20 protein-coding genes are annotated in these 20,316 nt (G+C 72.3%); 14 read left to right on the top strand and 6 right to left on the bottom strand.

What is annotated here, in order from left to right:
* Window positions 1–27: 27 nt before the first annotated feature.
* The 6 genes from ACZ7P3_RS31555 (at window position 28) to ACZ7P3_RS31530 (ending at window position 5,823) form a co-directional block, all read left to right on the top strand.
* Window positions 28–1,377: a segregation and condensation protein A gene (locus ACZ7P3_RS31555; RefSeq protein ID WP_472086832.1), complete on the top strand. Its 1,350-nt coding sequence runs from the start codon at window positions 28–30 to the stop codon at window positions 1,375–1,377.
* Window positions 1,374–2,024, top strand: a complete 651-nt coding sequence (gene scpB, locus ACZ7P3_RS31550) for an SMC-Scp complex subunit ScpB (RefSeq protein WP_472086830.1) — start codon at window positions 1,374–1,376, stop codon at window positions 2,022–2,024. Before ACZ7P3_RS31555 ends, scpB begins: the two co-directional genes overlap by 4 nt.
* A 12-nt stretch (window positions 2,025–2,036) precedes the next feature.
* Window positions 2,037–3,107, top strand: coding sequence for a pseudouridine synthase (locus ACZ7P3_RS31545; RefSeq protein ID WP_472086828.1), 1,071 nt, complete (start codon window positions 2,037–2,039; stop codon window positions 3,105–3,107).
* A 202-nt stretch (window positions 3,108–3,309) separates the two neighbouring features.
* Window positions 3,310–4,029 (top strand): NUDIX hydrolase, encoded by a 720-nt coding sequence (locus ACZ7P3_RS31540; protein WP_472086826.1) that lies wholly within the window; start codon window positions 3,310–3,312, stop codon window positions 4,027–4,029.
* Window positions 4,026–5,069 carry an ADP-ribosylglycohydrolase family protein gene (locus ACZ7P3_RS31535; protein WP_472086825.1) on the top strand — a complete coding sequence of 348 codons (1,044 nt, stop codon included), beginning with the start codon at window positions 4,026–4,028 and terminating at the stop codon, window positions 5,067–5,069. The genes ACZ7P3_RS31540 and ACZ7P3_RS31535 overlap by 4 nt, the downstream gene beginning before the upstream one ends.
* Before the next feature lie 4 nt (window positions 5,070–5,073).
* A complete protein-coding gene (locus ACZ7P3_RS31530) occupies window positions 5,074–5,823 on the top strand; it encodes a nucleotidyltransferase domain-containing protein (protein WP_472086824.1) in 750 nt (249 codons plus the stop codon).
* On the opposite strand, the gene ACZ7P3_RS31525 is transcribed toward ACZ7P3_RS31530, so the two are convergent.
* Together ACZ7P3_RS31525 and ACZ7P3_RS31520 are read right to left on the bottom strand one after the other, a co-directional pair.
* Window positions 5,749–6,537, bottom strand: a complete 789-nt coding sequence (locus tag ACZ7P3_RS31525) for a nucleotidyltransferase domain-containing protein (protein ID WP_472086823.1) — start codon at window positions 6,535–6,537, stop codon at window positions 5,749–5,751. The two genes, ACZ7P3_RS31530 and ACZ7P3_RS31525, sit on opposite strands and share 75 nt — an antisense overlap.
* 22 nt (window positions 6,538–6,559) lie before the next feature.
* Window positions 6,560–6,958 carry a Rieske (2Fe-2S) protein gene (locus tag ACZ7P3_RS31520; RefSeq protein ID WP_472086821.1) on the bottom strand — a complete coding sequence of 133 codons (399 nt, stop codon included), beginning with the start codon at window positions 6,956–6,958 and terminating at the stop codon, window positions 6,560–6,562.
* A 148-nt stretch (window positions 6,959–7,106) separates the two neighbouring features.
* On the opposite strand from ACZ7P3_RS31520, the gene aroH reads away from it, so the two are divergent.
* From aroH to der, 5 genes are all read left to right on the top strand, one after another.
* The gene (gene aroH / locus ACZ7P3_RS31515) at window positions 7,107–7,469 is read left to right on the top strand and encodes a chorismate mutase (protein ID WP_472086819.1); all 363 of its coding nucleotides are present in this window, start codon (window positions 7,107–7,109) and stop codon (window positions 7,467–7,469) included.
* Window positions 7,466–8,551 carry a prephenate dehydrogenase gene (locus ACZ7P3_RS31510; RefSeq protein WP_472086817.1) on the top strand — a complete coding sequence of 362 codons (1,086 nt, stop codon included), beginning with the start codon at window positions 7,466–7,468 and terminating at the stop codon, window positions 8,549–8,551. The genes aroH and ACZ7P3_RS31510 overlap by 4 nt, the downstream gene beginning before the upstream one ends.
* Before the next feature lie 548 nt (window positions 8,552–9,099).
* Window positions 9,100–9,792 (top strand): (d)CMP kinase, encoded by a 693-nt coding sequence (gene cmk / locus ACZ7P3_RS31505; protein ID WP_472086815.1) that lies wholly within the window; start codon window positions 9,100–9,102, stop codon window positions 9,790–9,792.
* Between the two features lie 53 nt (window positions 9,793–9,845).
* Window positions 9,846–10,433, top strand: coding sequence for a lysophospholipid acyltransferase family protein (locus tag ACZ7P3_RS31500; RefSeq protein ID WP_472086874.1), 588 nt, complete (start codon window positions 9,846–9,848; stop codon window positions 10,431–10,433).
* A gap of 77 nt (window positions 10,434–10,510) precedes the next feature.
* Window positions 10,511–11,992, top strand: a complete 1,482-nt coding sequence (gene der, locus ACZ7P3_RS31495; RefSeq protein WP_472086813.1) for a ribosome biogenesis GTPase Der — start codon at window positions 10,511–10,513, stop codon at window positions 11,990–11,992.
* Window positions 11,993–12,159: 167 nt separating this feature from the next.
* Here the strand turns inward: der and ACZ7P3_RS31490 are convergent, their stop codons facing one another.
* Together ACZ7P3_RS31490 and ACZ7P3_RS31485 are read right to left on the bottom strand one after the other, a co-directional pair.
* Complete coding sequence (locus ACZ7P3_RS31490; protein WP_472086812.1) at window positions 12,160–12,564, bottom strand: hypothetical protein; 405 nt, start codon at window positions 12,562–12,564, stop codon at window positions 12,160–12,162.
* A 152-nt stretch (window positions 12,565–12,716) separates the two neighbouring features.
* A complete protein-coding gene (locus ACZ7P3_RS31485) occupies window positions 12,717–13,511 on the bottom strand; it encodes a hypothetical protein (protein WP_472086810.1) in 795 nt (264 codons plus the stop codon).
* Between the two features lie 537 nt (window positions 13,512–14,048).
* On the opposite strand from ACZ7P3_RS31485, the gene ACZ7P3_RS31480 reads away from it, so the two are divergent.
* Together ACZ7P3_RS31480 and ACZ7P3_RS31475 are read left to right on the top strand one after the other, a co-directional pair.
* Window positions 14,049–14,750, top strand: coding sequence for a transglycosylase family protein (locus tag ACZ7P3_RS31480; protein ID WP_472086809.1), 702 nt, complete (start codon window positions 14,049–14,051; stop codon window positions 14,748–14,750).
* A gap of 720 nt (window positions 14,751–15,470) precedes the next feature.
* Window positions 15,471–15,686, top strand: coding sequence for an I78 family peptidase inhibitor (locus ACZ7P3_RS31475; RefSeq protein ID WP_472086808.1), 216 nt, complete (start codon window positions 15,471–15,473; stop codon window positions 15,684–15,686).
* A gap of 110 nt (window positions 15,687–15,796) precedes the next feature.
* Here ACZ7P3_RS31475 and ACZ7P3_RS31470 read toward each other — a convergent pair whose 3' ends face one another.
* The gene (locus tag ACZ7P3_RS31470; RefSeq protein ID WP_472086806.1) at window positions 15,797–16,828 is read right to left on the bottom strand and encodes a phosphatase PAP2 family protein; all 1,032 of its coding nucleotides are present in this window, start codon (window positions 16,826–16,828) and stop codon (window positions 15,797–15,799) included.
* Window positions 16,829–17,067: 239 nt separating this feature from the next.
* Window positions 17,068–18,336: a mannosyltransferase family protein gene (locus ACZ7P3_RS31465; RefSeq protein ID WP_472086804.1), complete on the bottom strand. Its 1,269-nt coding sequence runs from the start codon at window positions 18,334–18,336 to the stop codon at window positions 17,068–17,070.
* A gap of 260 nt (window positions 18,337–18,596) precedes the next feature.
* Between ACZ7P3_RS31465 and ACZ7P3_RS31460 the strand changes: the two genes are divergently transcribed.
* Complete coding sequence (locus ACZ7P3_RS31460; RefSeq protein WP_472086802.1) at window positions 18,597–20,216, top strand: MFS transporter; 1,620 nt, start codon at window positions 18,597–18,599, stop codon at window positions 20,214–20,216.
* The last annotated feature ends 100 nt before the right edge of the window (window positions 20,217–20,316 follow it).

The following is a 20,316-nucleotide window of genomic DNA, read 5'->3' as shown; positions in this document are numbered from 1 at the left end:
GGCGGTAAGCGGTAGCCTGCGACGGCGATGACCTCGAACGACGCTCCCGTCCCCGGCCCAGGCGCCGGCCGCAGACGTGCGCTGGGACGGGGACCAGGGGCTGCGCCGGCCGGTCCCGTGCAGGCCGACGCTGTGCTTGCCGAGCGCGGGCCTGCCGAGCGCGGGCCTGCCGAGCCGCCGTATGCCGAGCCGCCACCTGCCGACCCGGAGCCCGCGGAGCCCGAACTCGCGGAGCCGGAGCCCGAGGAGCCGGAGTCCGCCGAACCCGAGCGTGTGGCGCCGGAGTCCGCCGAGCCGGAGCCCGAGGAGCCGGAGTCCGCCGAACCCGGGCCCGTCGGGCCCGGACCCGCGGAACCGGAAGTGCCGGGCGGCCTCCCTCGGTCTGCCGCTGTGGACCCGGAAGTCCCGGGCGACCTGCCGCCGTCTGCCGCCGTGGAGCCGGAGCCCCCCGGCGAGTCCCGTCGGTCGGCTGCCGCACACGCCCCCGCCCCCGGTACCGAGTCCGGCGGTGCGGCCGAGTCACCCGCCGACGGCGTCTTCAAGGTCCGGCTCGCCAACTTCGAAGGACCCTTCGACCTGCTCCTCCAGCTGATCTCGAAGCACAAGCTGGACGTCACCGAGGTCGCCCTCTCCAAGGTCACCGACGAGTTCATGGCGCACATCCGGGCCATGGGGCCGGACTGGGACCTGGACCAGACGACCGAGTTCCTGGTCGTCGCCGCCACCCTGCTCGACCTCAAGGCGGCCCGGCTGCTGCCCACCGCCGAGGTCGAGGACGAGGCCGACCTGGCCCTGCTGGAGGCCCGTGACCTGCTGTTCGCGCGGCTGCTCCAGTACCGCGCGTACAAGCAGATCGCCGACATCTTCACCCGGCGCCTCGACGACGAGGCCCGCCGTTACCCCCGTACCGTCGGCCTCGAACCCCACCATGCCGAGCTGCTGCCCGAGGTCGTCATCAGCATCGGCCCCGAGGGGTTCGCCAAGCTCGCCGTCAAGGCGATGCAGCCCAGGGCCAAGCCGCAGGTGTACGTCGACCACATCCACGCACCACTGGTCAGCGTGCAGGAGCAGGCGCAGATCGTGGTCCGGCGCCTCAAGGAGCTCGGCGAGGCCGCCTTCAGCGCGCTCGTCGAGGACACCGACGACACCCTCACCGTCGTGGCCCGTTTCCTCGCCCTGCTGGAGCTGTACCGCGAGAAGGCCGTGGCCCTGGAGCAGGAGACCGCGCTCGGGGAGCTGCTCGTGCGCTGGACCGGCGGGGACGGGGACGCGGCGCCCATGGTCACCGACGAGTTCGACCGGCCGCCCGAGCTGCCTGAAAAGGCCGGGAAGCCCGAAAAGCCCGAGGGGCCCGAGAAGGAGGAGGAGACGGTATGAGCGAGGAGACCGCGGAACTCCCGGCGGGGCTCCGTACCGTGGCCGGCCTGGACCTCAAGCCCGCCCTGGAAGCGGTCCTCATGGTCGTGGACGAGCCCGCGACGGAAGAGCACCTGGCCAAGATCCTGGAGCGGCCGAAGCGGCAGATCGCGGACGCGCTGCGCGAGCTGGCCGACGAGTACACCGTGCAGGGGCGCGGCTTCGAGCTGCGCTTCGTCGCGGGCGGCTGGCGCTTCTACACCCGTGCCGAGTACGCGCCCGCCGTCGAGCGGCTCGTGCTGGACGGCCAGACCGCCCGCCTCACCCAGGCGGCGCTGGAGACCCTCGCGGTCGTCGCCTACCGCCAGCCGGTCAGCCGCAGCCGCGTCTCCGCCGTGCGCGGAGTCAACTGTGACGGTGTGATGCGCACCCTGCTGCAGCGCGGTCTGGTCGAGGAGGCGGGCGCGGAACCCGAAACAGGTGCGATCCTGTACAGGACGACGAACTACTTCCTGGAGCGGATGGGCCTGCGGGGCCTGGACGAGCTTCCGGAGCTCGCGCCCTTCCTCCCGGAGGCGGAGGCGATCGAGGCGGAGACCCAGGAGGGAGTCCCGTCGTTCGACCCGGACGCGCCCGACGCGCCCGGCGGGCAGGACGCAGACGACTAAGACGGAACTTTGATGCGAAGCAGCGGCAGCGGAAAGAGCGGCGGGCGCGGTAACCACCGCGGCGCAGGCAACAACAGGGACGAGCGCCAGGGGCAGGGCCGTCCCAGCAAGCCCCGCCCCGAGGAGCGCCGCTACGACGTGGGCCCCGGCGCGACCAAGGACGGCCCCAAGTCCGGGCGCGGCGGCGCGGCCCGCGGCGGCGCCAAGGGGGGCCCCAAGCAGCCCCAGCAGGGCACCGGGCGCGGCCGTACCGCCCCTGCCCGCTCGCGTGAGTACGAGGCCCGGGCCGAGGAGCGCAACCGCGAGCGGTACGCCGGGAAGAAGGACGTCAAGCTCCCCAAGACCTTCCCGGGTGCCGAGCAGGAGGGCGAGCGGCTGCAGAAGGTCCTCGCGCGCGCGGGCTACGGCTCCCGGCGCGCCTGCGAGGAGCTGATCGAGCAGGCCCGCGTCGAGATCAACGGCGAGATCGTGCTGGAGCAGGGCCGGCGCGTCGACCCGGAGAAGGACGAGGTCAAGGTCGACGGCCTGACGGTCGCGACGCAGTCGTACCAGTTCTTCTCGCTCAACAAGCCCGCCGGAGTCGTCTCCACGATGGAGGACCCCGACGGGCGCCAGTGCCTCGGCGACTACGTCACCAACCGCGAGACCCGGCTCTTCCACGTGGGCCGGCTCGACACCGAGACCGAGGGCGTCATCCTGCTCACCAACCACGGTGAGCTGGCGCACCGCCTCACGCACCCCAAGTACGGCGTGAAGAAGACCTACCTCGCCGCCATCGTGGGCCCGATCCCGCGCGATCTCGGCAAGCGCCTCAAGGACGGCATCCAGCTGGAGGACGGCTACGCGCGCGCGGACCACTTCCGGGTGGTCGAGCAGACCGGCAAGAACTACCTGGTCGAGGTGACCCTGCACGAGGGCCGCAAGCACATCGTGCGCCGCATGCTCGCCGAGGCCGGCTTCCCGGTCGAGAAGCTGGTGCGCACCTCCTTCGGCCCGATCACCCTGGGCGACCAGAAGTCGGGCTGGCTGCGCCGCCTGTCCAACACCGAGGTCGGGATGCTGATGCAGGAGGTCGACCTCTAGGAGAGGTCTGTACGCCGCTCTGACGGCCGGTCCCGGGTGTCCCGGGGCCGGCCGTCGTCGTCTGCGGGAACGGCACTCCAGGGGCCGCTGAGGGCTTGCGGACCACGATCCCGCTCTTTATAGTCGTAGTGACTATTAGTCGAGTGGGCGGCTGGACGGCGAGCCCATGAGGGCGTCGGGGACATGAAGGGGGCGGCCGGAGGTGCAGGGCTACGACAAGTACGCGTACGAACCCTTCGCCGTCACCGTCGACCTCGCCGTCCTCACCCTGCGCGCGGACGCCCTGCACGTGCTGCTGGTCGAGCGCGGGCAGGAGCCGTACGCCGGCCACTGGGCGCTGCCCGGCGGCTTCCTGCTGCCCGACGAGTCGGCGGAGACGGCAGCCCGGCGCGAACTCGCCGAGGAGACCGGCCTGGCCGACGTCTCCGGACTGCACCTGGAGCAGCTGCGCACCTACAGCGGACCGGACCGCGACCCCCGGATGCGGGTCGTCTCCGTCGCCTTCACCGCGCTGCTTCCCGAGCCCCCCGAGCCGCGCGGCGGCGGTGACGCGGCCCAGGCCCGCTGGCTGCCGTACGGCTCCGCCGGACCGCTCGCCTTCGACCACGACCGGATCCTCGCCGACGCCCACGACCGGATCGGCGCCCAGCTGGAGAACGGCTGTGCGGCCACGGCCTTCTGCCCGCCCGAGTTCACCCTCGGTGAGCTCCAGCGGGTCTACGAGACCGTGTGGGGCAGGGCCCTGGACCGCCCCAACTTCCGCCGCAAAGTGCTCGCCACGCCCGGCTTCGTGGAACCCGTTCCCGGCGCCGCCCGGCTCACCGGCGGCCGCGGCAAGCCGGCCGCGCTCTACCGTGCGGGCACCGCCACCGCCCTGCACCCGCCCCTGCTCCGCCCGTCCCGGGAAGGACGCCCCGCATGACCGTCATCCAGCCCCGCACGACCACCGTCGGCACGAGCAAGCGCGCCGCCACCGGAACCCTCATCGGCCTGGCCCTCGGGGACGCCCTGGGCTTCCCCACCGAGTTCAACGACGTGCCCTCGATCCTCGCCAAGTGCGGGCCCTGGCGGGAGATGGAGCTGCCCGCGCGCGCCTTCGTCTCCGACGACACGCAGATGACCCTCGCCGTCGGCCGTGCGCTGCGGACGGCCATGGACCGCGGGTCACTCGCGCCGAGTCCGCTGGCCCGGCCGCTGCGCGAGGAGTTCGTGGACTGGTACCGGTCGCCCGAGAACAACCGCGCCCCCGGCCGCACCTGCCTGACCGCCTGCGACCTGCTCCAGGACGAGGGCCGGAGCTGGCAGGACGCCAGCCAGGTCGGCTCCAAGGGCTGCGGCGCCAACATGCGCGTCGCCCCCATCGGGCTCGCGCCCGGCCTGAGCGACGAACAGCGCGCCGGCGCCGCCCAGTTGCAGTCCGCGCTCACCCATGGACACCCCACCGCGCTGGCCGCCTCCGACCTCACCGCCCGCGCCGTCCGCCTGCTCGCCCAGGGCACCGATCCGGCCGCACTCGTCGGACAGCTGCGCGCGTACGCCCACGACAACCGCACCCGCTACCACCACACCTGGCTCGGCGACCTGTGGACCCGCTCCCAGGACCCCGGCCCGGAGCACTTCATCGCACGCGGCTGGGACGAGTGCCTGGAGATCCTCGGCCGCCTGCAGGAGGCCGTGCGCACCGTCTCCGCGGAGAGCGACCCCTGCCTGGCCACGGGCGAGGGCTGGATCGCCGAGGAGGCCTTCGCCACCGGACTGCTGTGCTTCCTGCTCCTGCCCGACGAGCCCGTCACCGCCCTGCGCCGCGCCGCCTGCTCCTCGGGCGACTCGGACTCGATCGCCTGCCTCACCGGGGCCTTCGCGGGCGCCCGGCACGGCGCGGACGCCTGGCCGGCCGAGTGGGCCGACCGGATCGAGTACCGGGGGGACCTGTTGACGCTGGGAGCGCTCTGGGACGCTTAGGCGCATGATCGACGACCTCGACCTGGACCTGGCCCCCGTGATCGCCGAACAGCCCCACCCCCTGCTGTTCGCCACCGTCTCCGGAGCCCACCTGTACGGCTTTCCCTCCGAGGACTCCGACCTGGACCTGCGCGGCGTCCACCTGCTGCCCGCCGCCGACCTGCTCGGGCTGCACGAGCCGGAGGAGACGCGGTCGCGGGCCTGGGTGCGGTTCGGCGTCGAGATGGACCTCGTCACCCACGACCTGCGCAAGTTCGTACGGCTGATGCTCCGGCGCAACGGCTATGTGCTGGAGCAGCTGCTCTCCCCGCTGGTCGCGCACACCACCGACGCGCACCGGGAGCTGACCGCGCTCGTGCCGGGCGTCCTCACCGGCCACCACGCCCACCACTACCGGGGCTTCGCGGTGACCCAGTGGCGGCTGTTCGAGAAGACCGGCGAACTCAAGCCGCTGCTCTACACGTTCCGTGTGCTGCTCACCGGCATCCACCTCATGCGCAGCGGCGAGGTCCAGGCCCATCTGCCCACGCTCCTGGACCAGGTGGCCGCGCCCGGCTATCTGCCCGAGCTGATAGCCGCCAAGGCGGAGCGCGAGCACGGCACCGCCGACCTCGACCACGCGCGCGCGGAGGCCGACGTGGAGCGGCTGCACGCCCAGCTCGACGAGGCGCAGGCCGCCTCAGCCCTGCCCGAGGCGCCCACCGCCCACGACGCCCTGCACGACCTGGTGGTCCGGCTCCGACTGGAGGGCTGAGGCGCGCCGCGTCCGGAAGACGAAGTCGGCCACGCCCGCGTGGTCCGGTTCCGGCGGCAGCGGGGTGCGGCGCAGTGCCTCCTCGGTCTCGGCCGCGAGACGGGCCATCCACGCCTCGGCCCGCGTCCAGGAGACCTCGCCCCGCTTCACCGCCAGCAGCGGCTCCCGCTGGTCGCCGACGTCGATCCGCAGCTCCCCGGTGCGCAGCAGATCCCGGGCGCTCATCAGCAGACGCAGCAGGTGCATCGCGTGCTTCCAGCGCGGGGCACCCGTCGTACGGACATCGGCGTCGAGCTTGCGGCGCTGGCCGAGGGCGTAGCGGGTGAAGGTGCCGTGGACCTGCCGGGACAGGAACGAGGCCCGCAGGGACAGCAGCTCGCGCCCGGTCCCGTCCATGTGCTCCACCAGCGGGGAGTGCAGACACTCCAGGATGTTCGGGTTGCCGCGCAGCGCCAGCTCGCAGAACCGCTCCAGCTCCCAGGAGAACCGCTCCTCGCCCGGACCCTCCACATGCGTCGGCGGCTTCTCGAACCGCCAGAACAGGGGAGTGGGGGCGAGGAAGACGCCCCGCCGGTCGGTGTCGCTGGTCTCCGTGGCCAGGCCGAACGCCCGCGAGCCCATGACGCAGGCGTAGACCGTGTGGTCGCGTACGAGATGCGCCGGATCGGCCGGATTCTCCGGATTCGCCGAACTCTCAAGGGTCCCGGGCTGCATGCCCGGAGCGTACGCGGGCCGCTCACGCCAGGCGGATCGAATTTCCCTTCACCTCGATCGTCTCGGGGGGCAGCGGCCTGGGCGCCGGACCGCGCGCGACGGAGCCGTCCGCGATGCGGTACCTGCTGCCGTGGCACGGACAGTCGATGGTGCCGTCCGCCACCCGGCTCACCGTGCACCCCTGGTGCGTGCAGATCGCCGAGAAGGCCTTGAAGTCGCCCTTCTTCGGCTGGGTGACCACGACCTTCTGCGCCGGGAAGACCTTGCCGCCGCCCTCCGGGATGTCGCCGGTCTTCGCCAGTTCCTTCCCGCCCGAGGCGGGAGCGGCCCCGCTCTCGCCGGCGCCGCAGCCCACGCATCCGACGGCGAGCGCGGCCGCGCCCGTCGCGAGAACCGTGCGGCGTGTCGAGTTCCGGGTCATGTCATCACTCCGAACGCACATGGTGGCCAAAGGGGAAATACCAGAATCTGTGTACTGTCTCAGCGGTCGGGCGCCGCACGCCCGGACGGCGCGGGCTGACTACGCTGGACGGACCAAGCCGATACGCATCTCAGCAAGGAGCAGCGCCGTGGCGGTACGAGCGGTCCGGGGGGCCGTCCAACTGGAGCGGGACGAGGCCGGTCACATGGACGAGCAGGTGGGCGCCCTGCTCACCGCCGTCCTGGAGCGGAACGGGCTCACCGCGGACGACCTGATCAGCATCTGGTTCACGGCCACCCCCGACCTGCACAGCGACTTCCCGGCGGCCGCCGCGCGCAAGCTCGGCATCGTCGACGTACCCCTGATCTGCGCCCAGGAGCTGGACATCGCGGGCGCGATGCCCCGGGTCGTCCGGGTCCTCGCCCACATCGAGTCGGACCGGCCGCGCGCCGAGATCGCCCACGTCTACCTCGGCGCCGCCGCCGCCCTGCGCAAGGACATCGCCCAGTGAGGACCGCACTCGTCATCGGCACCGGGCTCATCGGCACCTCCGCCGCGCTCGCCCTGTCCCAGCGCGGCGTCACCGTCCACCTCAGCGACCACGACCCCGCACAGGCCCGTACGGCCGCCGCGCTCGGCGCCGGCACCGACGAGGCCCCCGGGGGCCCGGTGGACCTCGCGATCGTCGCGGCCCCGCCCGCCCACGTGGCCGCCCTCCTCGCGGACGCCATGGCCCGGGGCGTGGCCCGCGGCTACGTCGACGTGGCCAGCGTCAAGGGCGGCCCGCGCCGCGAGCTGGAGGCCCGCGGCCTGGACCTGTCCTGCTACATCGGCAGCCACCCCATGTCCGGCCGCGAGAAGTCCGGCCCGCTGGCCGCCACCGGCGACCTCTTCGAGGGCCGCCCCTGGGTGCTCACCCCGACCCGGGACACCGACACCGAGGTGCTCAATCTCGCCCTGGAACTGGTCTCGCACTGCCGGGCCGTGCCGGTCGTCATGGACGCCGACGCCCACGACCGTGCCGTGGCCCTCGTCTCGCACATGCCCCACCTGGTCTCCAGCATGGTCGCCGCCCGCCTGGAGAACGCCGAGGAGGCCGCCGTACGGCTGTGCGGGCAGGGCATCCGGGACGTGACCCGGATCGCCGCCTCCGAACCGGGCATGTGGATCGACATCCTCTCCGCCAACCCCGGCCCGGTCGCCGACCTCCTCACGGACGTCTCCGCGGACCTGGACGAGACCGTGCGCGCCCTGCGCGCCCTGCAGTCCGCCGACGAGGACAAGCGGCGCGAGGGCGGCGTCGGCATCGAGGACGTGCTGCGGCGCGGGAACGCGGGACAAGTGCGGGTGCCCGGCAAGCACGGGTCCGCACCGCGGGCCTACGAGGTCGTGGCGGTCCTGATCGACGACCAGCCCGGACAGCTGGCCCGGATCTTCGCGGACGCGGGACAGGCCGGGGTCAACATCGAGGACGTGCGCATCGAGCATGCGACGGGGCAGCAGGCCGGTCTGGTGCAGTTGATGGTGGAGCCGAAGGCGGTGCCGGTGCTGGGTGCTGCGCTGCGGGAGCGGGGGTGGGCGCTGCGGCAGTAGAGCCCCCGCGCGCTGCCGTGGCCGTCCCGGGGGCTGCCGCCCCCGGCCCCCCGCATCGGCCCTGCGGGCCTCGTCCTCAAACGCCGGACGGGCTGGATTTTCCGGGCCCCGGCCTGGAACGCCGGGCGGGCTGGATTTTCCGGGGCCTGGTCCTCAAACGTCGGGCGGGCTGGATTTTCCCGGCCCTGGCCTGGAACGCCGGGCGGGCTGGATTTTCCGGGGCCTGTCCTCGCACGCTGGGGCAGGCTGGATTTTCCGGGGCCTGTCCTCGCACGCTGGGGCAGGCCGGCTTTTCCAGGACCTGCCCTCGCACGCTGGGGTGGGCTGGATCTTCCGGGTCTCGTCCTCGAACGCCGGGCGGGCTGGACTCTCTGGGACCTGTGCTCGGGTGCCGGGTGGGCTGGATTCTCTGGGGACCCGTCCTCGGGGGCCGGGTGGGCTGCCGGTCCGGCGCGTCCGGACGAGTGACCCGTACCCAGTAACCTTGTGCAGGGCGCTCTCGCTCCCCGCACCCCGCTCCCCGCACCGCACCAGGAAGGTGTCCCCCCGTGGAAAACGGCGACCCGACCGTCAAGCCCGTGATCGTCGCGATCGACGGCCCCTCCGGCACGGGCAAGTCGAGCACGTCGAAGGCCGTGGCCGCGCAGCTCGGCCTGAGCTACCTGGACACCGGAGCCCAGTACCGGGCGATCACCTGGTGGATGGTCACCAACGGCATCGACCTGGAGGACCCGACCGCCGTGGCCGCCGTCGCCGGCAAGCCGGAGATCGTCTCCGGCACCGACCCGTCCGGCCCGACCATCGTGGTCGACGGCGTCGACGTGGCCGGCCCGATCCGTACCCAGGACGTCACCTCCAAGGTCAGCGCGGTCAGCGCCGTGCCCGAGGTGCGCACCCGGATCACCGAGCTGCAGCGCTCGCTGGCCGCCGCCGCGGAGCAGGGCATCGTGGTCGAGGGCCGCGACATCGGCACGACCGTGCTGCCCGACGCCGACCTGAAGATCTTCCTCACCGCCTCCCCGGAGGCCCGTGCGGCCCGCCGCAGCGCCGAGCTGAAGGGTGCGGACGTGCACGCCACCCGGGAGGCGCTGATCAAGCGGGACGCGGCGGACTCCAGCCGCAAGACCTCCCCGCTCGCCAAGGCCGGCGACGCGGTCGAGGTGGACACCAGCGACCTCACCCTCGCCCAGGTCATCGAGTGCGTCGTCACCCTGGTCGAGGAGAAGCGGGCCGGGAAGTGAGCCTTCCGTCCGAGCGGGGCGCCGAGGTCGGGCGGCGCATCGGTGTCGGCCTGATGCACGGGCTGTGGAAGCCACGCGTGCTCGGTGCCTGGAGGCTGCCCGCGAGCGGCCCGGCGATCCTCGCCGTGAACCACTCGCACAACATCGACGGCCCGATGGTCATGGGCGTGTCACCCCGGCCGACGCACTTCCTGATCAAGAAGGAGGCGTTCATCGGCCCGCTGGGCGCCTTCCTGACCGGCATCGGCCAGCTGAAGGTGGACCGTACGACCGCCGACCGCGCGGCGATCACCGAGGCCCTCGGCATCCTGGACGACGGGGGAGTGCTCGGCATCTTCCCGGAGGGCACCCGGGGCGAGGGCGACTTCGCCTCCCTGCGGGCCGGGCTCGCCTACTTCGCGGTCCGCAGCGGGGCGCCGATCGTGCCCGTGGCCGTGCTGGGAAGCTCAGGCAGGCCGGGACGGTTGATAAAGGCGCTGCCTCCGCTGCGCTCCCGCGTCGACGTCGTCTTCGGCGACCCGTTCGAGGCGGGCGACGGGAGCGGGCGGCGTACGCGCCGGGCGCTGGACGAGGCGACCGAGCGCATCCAGAAGCAGCTCGCCAGCCACCTGGAAAACGCCAGGCGCCTGACCGGGCGCTAGGCGACACTTGAGTAGTGGATCAGCCCACGGCGGGCCGTTCCACCGATCACCACAATGAACGACGAGGTACGGACTTCATGAACGACCACATCCAGCCCGACGGCTCGGCCGCGCACGAGCACGAGCACGGGGCGCTCGGCGACGCCGAGTACGCGGAGTTCATGGAGCTCGCCGCGGAAGAGGGCTTCGACATCGAGGACGTCGAGGGCGCCATCGAGGCGGCGGGCCACGGTCCGCTGCCCGTGCTCGCCGTCGTCGGCCGCCCCAATGTCGGCAAGTCGACCCTCGTGAACCGCATCATCGGCCGCCGCGAGGCCGTCGTGGAGGACAAGCCGGGCGTCACCCGCGACCGCGTCACCTACGAGGCCGAGTGGGCGGGCCGCCGCTTCAAGGTCGTCGACACCGGCGGCTGGGAGCAGGACGTCCTCGGTATCGACGCCTCCGTGGCCGCCCAGGCCGAGTACGCGATCGAGGCGGCCGACGCGGTCGTCTTCGTCGTGGACGCCAAGGTCGGCGCCACCGACACCGACGAGGCGGTCGTACGACTGCTGCGCAAGGCCGGCAAGCCCGTGGTGCTGGCCGCCAACAAGGTCGACGGCCCGAGCGGCGAGGCCGACGCGGCCTACCTGTGGTCCCTCGGCCTCGGCGAGCCCCACCCGGTGTCGGCGCTGCACGGCCGCGGCACGGGCGACATGCTCGACGCCGTCCTGGAGGCGCTGCCGGACGCCCCCGAGCAGACCTTCGGCACCGCCGTCGGCGGCCCGCGCCGCATCGCGCTCATCGGCCGCCCGAACGTCGGCAAGTCCTCGCTGCTGAACAAGGTGGCAGGCGAGGAGCGCGTGGTCGTCAACGAGCTGGCGGGCACCACCCGCGACCCGGTCGACGAGCTGATCGAGCTGGGCGGCGTGACGTGGAAGTTCGTCGACACGGCCGGCATCCGCAAGCGCGTCCACCTCCAGCAGGGCGCCGACTACTACGCCTCCCTGCGCACCGCGGCCGCGGTGGAGAAGGCCGAGGTCGCGGTCGTCCTGATCGACGCCTCCGAGAACATCTCCGTGCAGGACCAGCGGATCATCAGCATGGCCGTGGAGGCGGGCCGCGCGATGGTCATCGCCTACAACAAGTGGGACACCCTCGACGAGGAGCGCCGCTACTACCTGGAGCGGGAGATCGAGACCGAGCTGGGCCAGGTCGCCTGGGCACCCCGTGTCAACGTCTCGGCCCAGACCGGGCGGCACATGGAGAAGCTGGTCCCGGCCATCGAGACGGCGCTGGCGGGCTGGGAGACGCGTGTCCCCACGGGCCGTCTGAACGCCTTCCTCGGCGAGCTGGTCTCGGCGCACCCGCACCCGGTCCGGGGCGGCAAGCAGCCGCGCATCCTCTTCGGCACCCAGGCCGGCACCAAGCCCCCGCGGTTCGTCCTCTTCGCCTCCGGCTTCATCGAGGCGGGCTACCGGCGCTTCATCGAGCGCCGCCTGCGCGAGGAGTTCAGCTTCGACGGCACCCCGATCCACATCTCGGTGCGGGTGCGCGAGAAGCGCGGCGCGAAGAAGAAGTAGTAGACGCAAGAAGGCGGACGCAGGAAGCGGACGCAAGAAAGCGGACGCAGGAAGCAGACGCAAGAGGCGGACGCGCGAAGCAGCGGGCCTCGGCGCGGCGGCAGAGCGCGGTCGTCGCTGTACGGCGAAGGGCGGCCCCGGGGTACGGGGCCGCCCTTCGCCGTAGGTCACATGCCCCGGCGCGGACCGGGCGGCAGCGCAGCCGGGACGTAGTGCATCCCGGTCTCGTGGTGGCGCCCGAGCGTGCCGATCCGCTGCCACTGCGACTGCTGCCGTGCGCTGTAGGCCCCGGCGCTGTAGGCGCTGTACGAGCTGCTGAACGAACCCGGACGGTGGCCGCCGTACGAGCCCGTGCCGTCGGACAGGCTCCCGAGGCTTCCGAAGGCGGTGAAGCCCATATCCTCCTCACCGCTGCGGTCGCCCGGCAGCGTACGGAAGGTCCTGACCCACTCCGCGTAGAGCATGTCGTAGATCGGCGTGGCCGATGGCCCACCGGCACCCTCCTGCCCCGACCGCGCGGACGGAACGGAGGAGAAGGCGGACCGGCGGGCAGGAGTGTCGTATGCGTGCACGTATGTCCAAACGACCGGAACCTTAAAGGGATGCGGTCGGACGAGCAGGGGCGCAGGACCGCAGCACCGTCCGGCTCCGCCGTGTGGGCGCGCCGCACCATGCACGCCCTACGGCCGCCGGACAGTCCGCGGTCCCCGTCTCCCGGGCGGTCTCAGGTACCCGCGAGCGGCAGCGCCGCCGCGACCAGCTTCCCGTTCGCCGCGGCCTTGTCCAGCGCATCCCGGAGCAGGTCCTCCCGGGGCTGGCGTCCGATGGACCCCACCGGCGCCGCGAACATCAGCACCTGCTGGTGCTTGTTGGCCGCCGACCGCCAGCTGTCGGTCACCTGGAGCGGCTGGTGCGCCTGCCACCAGGCCACCGGCTGACCGCCGCCCGGGCCGGGCTGGAGCACCGCGTGCAGCTGGCCCATGGCGACCAGTACCGACCAGCCGTGCAGCACCGGCGGAACGGACGCCAGCTCGGGCACCGGCATGAAGCCCTGCTCGATGAGCAGCGGAAGGAAGTCGTCGCCGGTGCCGGTGGAGCCCGGGCGCACGATCGGCGCGGTCGGCTCGACGACGAGCGCGGGGTGCAGCTCACCCTCGACCAGGACGAGTCCGCTGGTCACACCGAGCACGGCCTGCTCGGGCACGGCCTTGTGCGGCTCGCCGCCGGCGGCCATGTCGGCACCGGTGCCGCCGATGGAGCGGACGGCGCCCTGCAACTGCTCCTCGGTGACCTGGACGACCTGCGAGGGCAGGCAGCTGGCGTGGGCGAAGGCGAGCACGGCGGTCTCGTCGCCGACGAACAGGACGGTGCTGGTGCGCTCCTGCTCGGAGTCGCCCGGGGTGCGGCAGGAGGTGCAGTCGTAACTGCCCGGTGCGTTCTCTCCGGCGAGCAGCCGGTCGGCTTCTTCGTCGCCGATCTCGGCGCGTACGGCGTCACTGACGTCGAGCATGCGCGGCACGGTGGCTCCCTCGGGATGCGGTACTGGGTCGGCCGGGTGGCTCCCGGCGCCTGAGCCCCGGGGTTCCGGGCTCATGAAGAAGACAACGGGCGTCCTGTGGTGGGGGTCACGCCCCGGGAGGAACGGAATCGAACCATCCACCGCACACGGTCACCTCCGGTACGGAATCGGACACTCACTGTCAACTCTGCACGCTGTCAAGGAACTTGAATGGGTGAAGTGGGTCACAGATCGACTCAGCGGGTGGTCGATAAATCAGGAAATCAATGCATGAAAGGGGTGTCCGAAAATCGACGATACCCCGGGTAACGGCTAACTGGCCTGGAGCGAAGGCGAGTTGGTTGATATCGACGGCTCGACCTCTCTACATTCCTCCGCCGTGTGCAACGAGCACCGCTCGGGTACGTCCGCCGGCCGGCACAGGCAGCACGATCGCCGCACCGGCCGTGGTGGACGGGGCGGGCGCGAGGAACCGCGGTCATCCGCGGCGGAACGCGCCTCGCCCGGGGGAGCCCGGGTTCGTGGAGAGGGAATTACATGTCCGAGTGTGCCGATACCACCCGCAACACCGCTCGTCAGGACGGCGCCCGCAAGGGCCGTACGACGGCCGCCCTCGCCGGGGCGGCGCTGCTGGCCCCGCTGGGCCTGCTGGCCGTGAGCGGCAACGCCGCCGCGGCGGACAACGGAGTGTGGGACCGCATCGCCCAGTGCGAGAGCGGCGGCAACTGGCACATCAACACCGGCAACGGCTACTACGGCGGGCTCCAGTTCTCCGCCGGCACCTGGCGCGCGTACGGCGGCACCGCCTACGCCCCGACGGCCGCCCAGGCCTCCAGGAGCGCCCAGATCGCCGTCGCCACCAAGGTCCAGGGCGCCCAGGGCTGGGGCGCCTGGCCGGTCTGCTCGGCCCGCGCCGGAGCCTCCGGCGGCGCACCGGCGGCCGGCTCGTCCGGTACGACCGCCGCGAAGGGCGGCGTGACGACGAAGTCCGCCCCGGCGAAGCCGGCTCCGGCGAAGTCCGCTGTGGAGAAGTCCGCCCCGGCGAAGGCGCCGGAGCGCCCGGCCGCCCACTCCGGCCGCAGTGCGTCCCGCGGCGACTACACCGTCCGCGAGGGCGACACCCTGAGCGTCATCGCCGCCCGGCACGGGACCACCTGGCAGCGGATCTACGCCGTCAACAAGAAGGTCATCGGCGACGATCCGGACCTGATCGTGCCAGGCCAGCGCCTCGTGCTCTGAGCGGGCTCCGGGTGCCGGTCACCTGACTGAAGCGCACAGCCGCTGTCCCCGTCGAGGGACAGCGGCTGTCCGCGTCCGCCGGTGCGCTCGGCCCCGCGGCGGAGACCTCGGGAACGCGGGAGGCCGACGGCGTGCAGGCGTGCATCCTGCGCGGCGGCGCGCCGGACCTGGAGGTGATGGCCGTTCACATCGTGATGACGGCCGTCCCTTTCGAGGTGCTGTCGCGATGACGGCCGTCCCCTTAGAGGACAGCCGTCCCCTTAGAGGTGCTGGAGCCCGCCGGACCGAGCGAGGTCATAGGGGGGTGCGGGAGCGGCGCGACGCCGCTCCGGCCCGGGCCGCGGGGCCCGCGGCGTCGTGCGGCGTGCCGGGCGGGTGCTCCGGCCGAGAACCTACGGCGGTTGTGTGCAGAATCCGTGAAATTCCTATGCGTCGTCAGCTCGTGCGGCGCTGTGCCGGATTCCGCCGGGAATCGCTCCCACGGCTCGAACCGATCGACACTCCGGTGCTTTCGGCCGGGTAATTCGGAGGGGTAATCAGACACGCGGGAATGCTGTTCGATTACCCCGGCAAGCGGTACGGAAACCCCCGTACGTGTGAGGGAGTTAGCCGGAAACAGGTGTCGGGAACCTGTGACAGAAGTGTGACCGGAGAGGGACCGGCCGCGGCTGCGGCCGGTTACGGCTTCCGTCGCCGCCCGATGCGGCCTAGCGTGGCCGCATGGCACCGATTCCCACTCCGCCAGCGGAGCCCAACGACAGTCCGGACGGGTACGTCGGCCTCGATGCGCCGAGCGCCGAGCGGCTCGCCCGTCAGCGGGGGTGGTCGGCCGTCCGGTCGCTGCCGCCGGGCACGATCATCACCATGGAGTACCGGGTCGGGCGGCTCAACTTCGAGGTGCGCGACGGCCGGGTGGCCCGCGCCTGGAAGGGCTGAGCCCCGACGCGTGGACGGCGAAGGCCCCGCTCCGGAAGAGGGAGCGGGGCCTTCGCCGTGGCTGCGGGGGTGGGCTGTGCGTACCGGACCCCGCTGTTCGTGGTGGAGCGTCAGCCGCCCGTCAGGGGACGGGCCGGCTGGGAGGTGCCGCGCGGCAGGCGGTCGGCGTGCGGCGGGCGCCGGCTGCCCGCCGGGGTGACCGGGGTGCGCTCCGAACGGGCCGTGTGCGGGCCCGGGGCCAGATGGATCGGGGGCCGCGAAGCGCGCACCGTCGACACCGGCTCGCGCGCCGGGGCGGACCGCTCCGCGGTCGCGGGACGCGGCTTGAGCAGCACCGGTGCGGGGGTGACCGGGACGGCCGGCGCCGGCACCGTACGGCCGCGGCGGGCACGCCAGCGGTCGCGCAGGTCGAAGAGCGCGGTCTCGGTCATGGCGATCAGCGGCTCGAACCAGGGCAGGGCGAGCAGGATCAGCAGGCCCGCGGCCCAGCCCAGCAGTACATCGCTCAGCCAGTGCGTACCGAGGTAGACGGTGGTCAGGCCGACGCCGAGCGCGGTGAGCGCGGACAGCGCGGACAGCCAGCGGCGCGCCCTCGGGGTGGAGGCCAGATATGCCAGGATTCCCCAGGTCACCACGGCGTTGGCGGTGTGGCCGCTGGGAAATATATCGCCGCCCAGGCCCATCTCGTTCGAGCCGATCACGGTCGCGTAGTGCGGACCGAGCCGCCCCATGCCGAGCTTGGCGGCGCCGACGGTGATGTTCAGCAGCAGCAGTGACGTGGCCAGGGTCAGCATCGGGCGGAGCGTGTGCTGCCGCCAGGAGCGCCAGCCGAGCCAGGCGGCGACCATGACGGCGGTGGGGCCGCGCTGGCCGAGCACCACGTAGTAGTCGAGGAAGGCGTGGATCTCCGGCCACTGCTGGTAGGGCCGGAAGAACATGACCTGCCAGTCGAGCCGGACCAGCCAGGAGGTGATCACCACGGACCAGACGATCGCCAGGTAAAAGGCGAGGGTCGCGGTGAACAGCACGACCCGGTGCCGGCTCATCCGCGGCACATCGATGTGAGCCGGTCGTTCCGGCTCACGGTCCAGCCTGGCGAACACCCGGTCCAGACTCCGGGTGAGGTTTCGTTCGGTACGCACCCAATCGACGTTACAGCGAGTGAGCTCTGTTCCCGGTCGATACAGCGGCTTTGTGATGACGATGTGATGTGGGAAACCTCTCAGGCGCGGTCCGAATTCCTGGGATTCCGCAATCCTGTGAGCCTGCTTCCTGCAATTCCTTTGATCATGTTGTGGGGGCAGTTTAATGGCACTTATGAATTCGTTCACCGGACCATGGGGCGGAATTCAGAGGGTGCTCACCGGTGCGCCGGAGTTGATCATGGGGGGCCGGAGCCGTTCAGCCAGAAGGCCCCGTAGGCCGCCGTCGCCACCGCCACACCCACTGTGACCAGCACTGATCTGGACGTCCGCAGCCGGGCGAGGGCGCGCGCGAGGGGGAACAGTACCGGGAAGGCGGGCATCATCAGCCGCGGCTTCGATCCGAAGTAGCTCGACGCGCACAGGGCGAGGGCGAGTACGACGCCCGTGTACACCAGCAGCGCGACGGGCTGATGCTGGCGCACGCCGGTCACATAGAGCCAGATCAGCAGGGCGACGCCGACGACCAGGCCCGCGCCGGCCAGGGCCGACGGAAATGACGTGAACTTGTCGGCCACGAAGCGGGCGAAGGCATATCCGCCGTCGAACCCGTTGCGCCAGCCGGCCTGTACGTCCAGATACCCGAGCGGGCCCTTGCCGGTGCGGTGGCCCACCCAGAGCACATAGCCGGCGGTGCCCAGGGGGGCGAGGAGCATGCCGAGGGCGCGGCGCCAGGCGGGTGCGCTGGTGGTGAGCCAGGGGGCGCGTGTTGCTCCATGTGCGCCTCGCGGCGAGGAAGAGGCGCTCGTTGTCTCTTGCGCGCCGTTCGTATCCACGGCGCGCTCGGCGTGCGCGCCCCGCGTGCTTCTGTCTCGCACGAACGAGGTCATGCCCGCCACCCACACCGCGGCGACCACGGCGAGCCCCACGGGCCGGGTCAGCCCGGCCAGTGCCGCCAGAACGCCTGCGCTCACCCACCGGCCGGTCAGCACCGCGTACAGCGACCACGCGGCCAGGGCCGTGAACAAGGACTCGCTGTACGCCATCGACTGCACGATCCCGACCGGCAGCACCGCCCACAGCAGCACCGCGCAGACCCCCGCCCGCCGGCCGTGGACGTGGTCCGCGACCGCGAAGATCCCCCAGGCCGCCGCCAGTGCGGCGAGCAGAGCGACGACGAAGCCGGCGTCCGCGTACGACAACGGCGCGACCGCGTGCATCAGCCGCTCCAGCCAGGGCAGCAGCGGAAAGAACGCCAGGTTGGAATGGACGTCGCCGTTCGGCAGCCGCACCTCGTAGCCGTAGCCCAGTTCGGCGACCCGCGTGTACCAGAGGGAGTCCCAGCGTGCGGTCAGCAGTGTGTACGCGCTCCTGCCGCGCGCGGCGCTCCACCCGGCCAGCACGACCAGGCCCAGGGCGCGGACGGCCACGTACCCGAGGAGGGCCGGAGCCGCCCGGCGCAGCGTCGGGGCGCGGAGCGGGGCCACGCGCGCTTCAAGATCGGTCACGGGCTCGATTATTGACCGAGCGGGGAACCGGACCGCCGGCCGGGGCGTGGTCAAGAGCAGGTGAAGTGGCGTACGCCACACGGGTTCGGTCCTGCGTGTGAGAGGTCCGCCACGCGTCCGCGCGACGGACTCGCGTACGCTGACGAGTCACTCACGTGGCTTTGCGCGGGCCGGGGACACCGCTCCTCTCCGGCCGTACGACGGGGAATCCCCACCCCGCCGATCCGCTGCACGCGAGGGACCATCTGGGAGGTACGTACATGTCCGGGACGACCACGGCTGCCGTTCGGCCGCGCCGTCGGGCGGCCGGGGCCGGTGCCAACCGCTGGGTCGTCCTCGTCGTGCTCTGTGTGAGTCTGCTGCTCGTCGCCCTCGACGCGACCGTGCTGCACGTGGCGGTCCCCGCCGTCACCGAGGACCTCAGGCCCGGCGCCATGGAACTGCTCTGGATCGTCGACGTCTACCCGCTGGTCTGCGCCTCGCTGCTGATCCTCTTCGGCACGCTGGGCGACCGGGTCGGCCGCCGCCGCATCCTGCTGCTCGGCTACGCCCTCTTCGGTGTCGCCTCCGCCGCGGCCGCTTTCTCGCAGACCGCCGAGATGCTGATCCTCGCCCGCGCACTGCTCGGCGTCGGCGGCGCGATGATCATGCCCGCGACCCTGTCGATCCTCCGCCAGGTCTTCCCGGACCGGCGCGAGCGCGCGCTGGCCATCGGTGTCTGGAGCGCGGTCGCCGCCGTCGGCGCGGCGGTCGGACCGCTGCTCGGCGGTTTCCTGCTGGAGCACTTCTGGTGGGGCGCGGTCTTTTTGGTCAACATCCCCCTGATGCTGGTCAGCCTGCCGGTGGGGCGGATGCTGCTGCCCGAGTCGCGCGGCGACGGCGACGGCCCGTGGGACGTGATCGGCGCGCTGACGGCGGCGGCCGGCCTGTTCGGAGTCGTCCTCGGGGTGAAGCGGCTCGGCGGCGGGGAGCCGGTGGCGAGCCCGTTCACCCTGGTGCCGCTGCTGGCGGGCGCGGCGCTGCTCCTCTTCTTCGTACGGCGCCAGAGGCGGCGCCCGCATCCGCTGGTGGATCTGCGGATGTTCCGGCGGCCGGCGTTCAGCACCTCGGTGGGCTGCATCGTGCTGGCGATGCTCGCGCTGGTGGGCCTGGAGCTGATAGCGGCGCAGTACCTGCAGCTGGTGCTCGGGCTGTCGCCGCTGGCGACGGGCCTGAGGCTGCTGCCCCTGACCGTCGCGGCGATGGCGGCCGGCCTGGCCGGTGCGCGGATGCTGCGCCGCTTCGGACCGCGCCGCATGGTGTGCTTCGGCTTCTGTCTCACGGCCGCGGCGGTCGTCACCCTGACGGCGATGGGCGGCACCGACGACGCGGGCCTGCTGCTGTTCGGCTTCGTACTGCTCGGCTTCGGTCTGGAGACCACGCTCTTCGGGGCGTACGAGTCGATGCTGAGCGAGGCTCCGGCCGAGCAGGCCGGCGGGGCGGCGGCGATCGGCGAGACGTCGTACCAGCTGGGCGCCGGCATCGGGATCGCGCTGCTCGGCAGCGTGATGAACGCGGCCTATGCGCCCGGTCTCGCGTCGGTGCCGGGTGTGCCCTCGCGCGCGTCGGACGAGGCGGGGCATTCGCTCGGCGAGGCCTACGAGGTCGCCGGGCGGCTCGGCGGGCCCGTCGGGGACGCCCTGCGCCGGGCGGCGCGGGACTCCTTCGTGCACGGGCTCCACATCACGCTGCTGGTGAGCGCGGGTCTGCTGCTGCTCGGTGCCGTGATGGCGCTGCGGCTGCCCCGGGTGATGCAGTGCGGCGAGGAGAGCGCGGAGCGGGGCACCGAAGTGGATCTGCCGTCCCCGCGGGAGGCCGCCAAGCCGAGGGTGTCGGCCTGACTCCGGCTCTGGACGTGCGGGACACTGCGCCGTAACGTCGGCGGCAGAGTCGTAACTAGCGTTGCTAGTTTTCACTGTGCCTCAGTGTGCCGGAGGGTGT

It is taken from the genome of Streptomyces sp. NPDC107581, from assembly GCF_055657175.1.
Note: the sequence above shows the minus strand (reverse complement) of the source record. Positions and strands in the feature narration are given on the sequence as shown.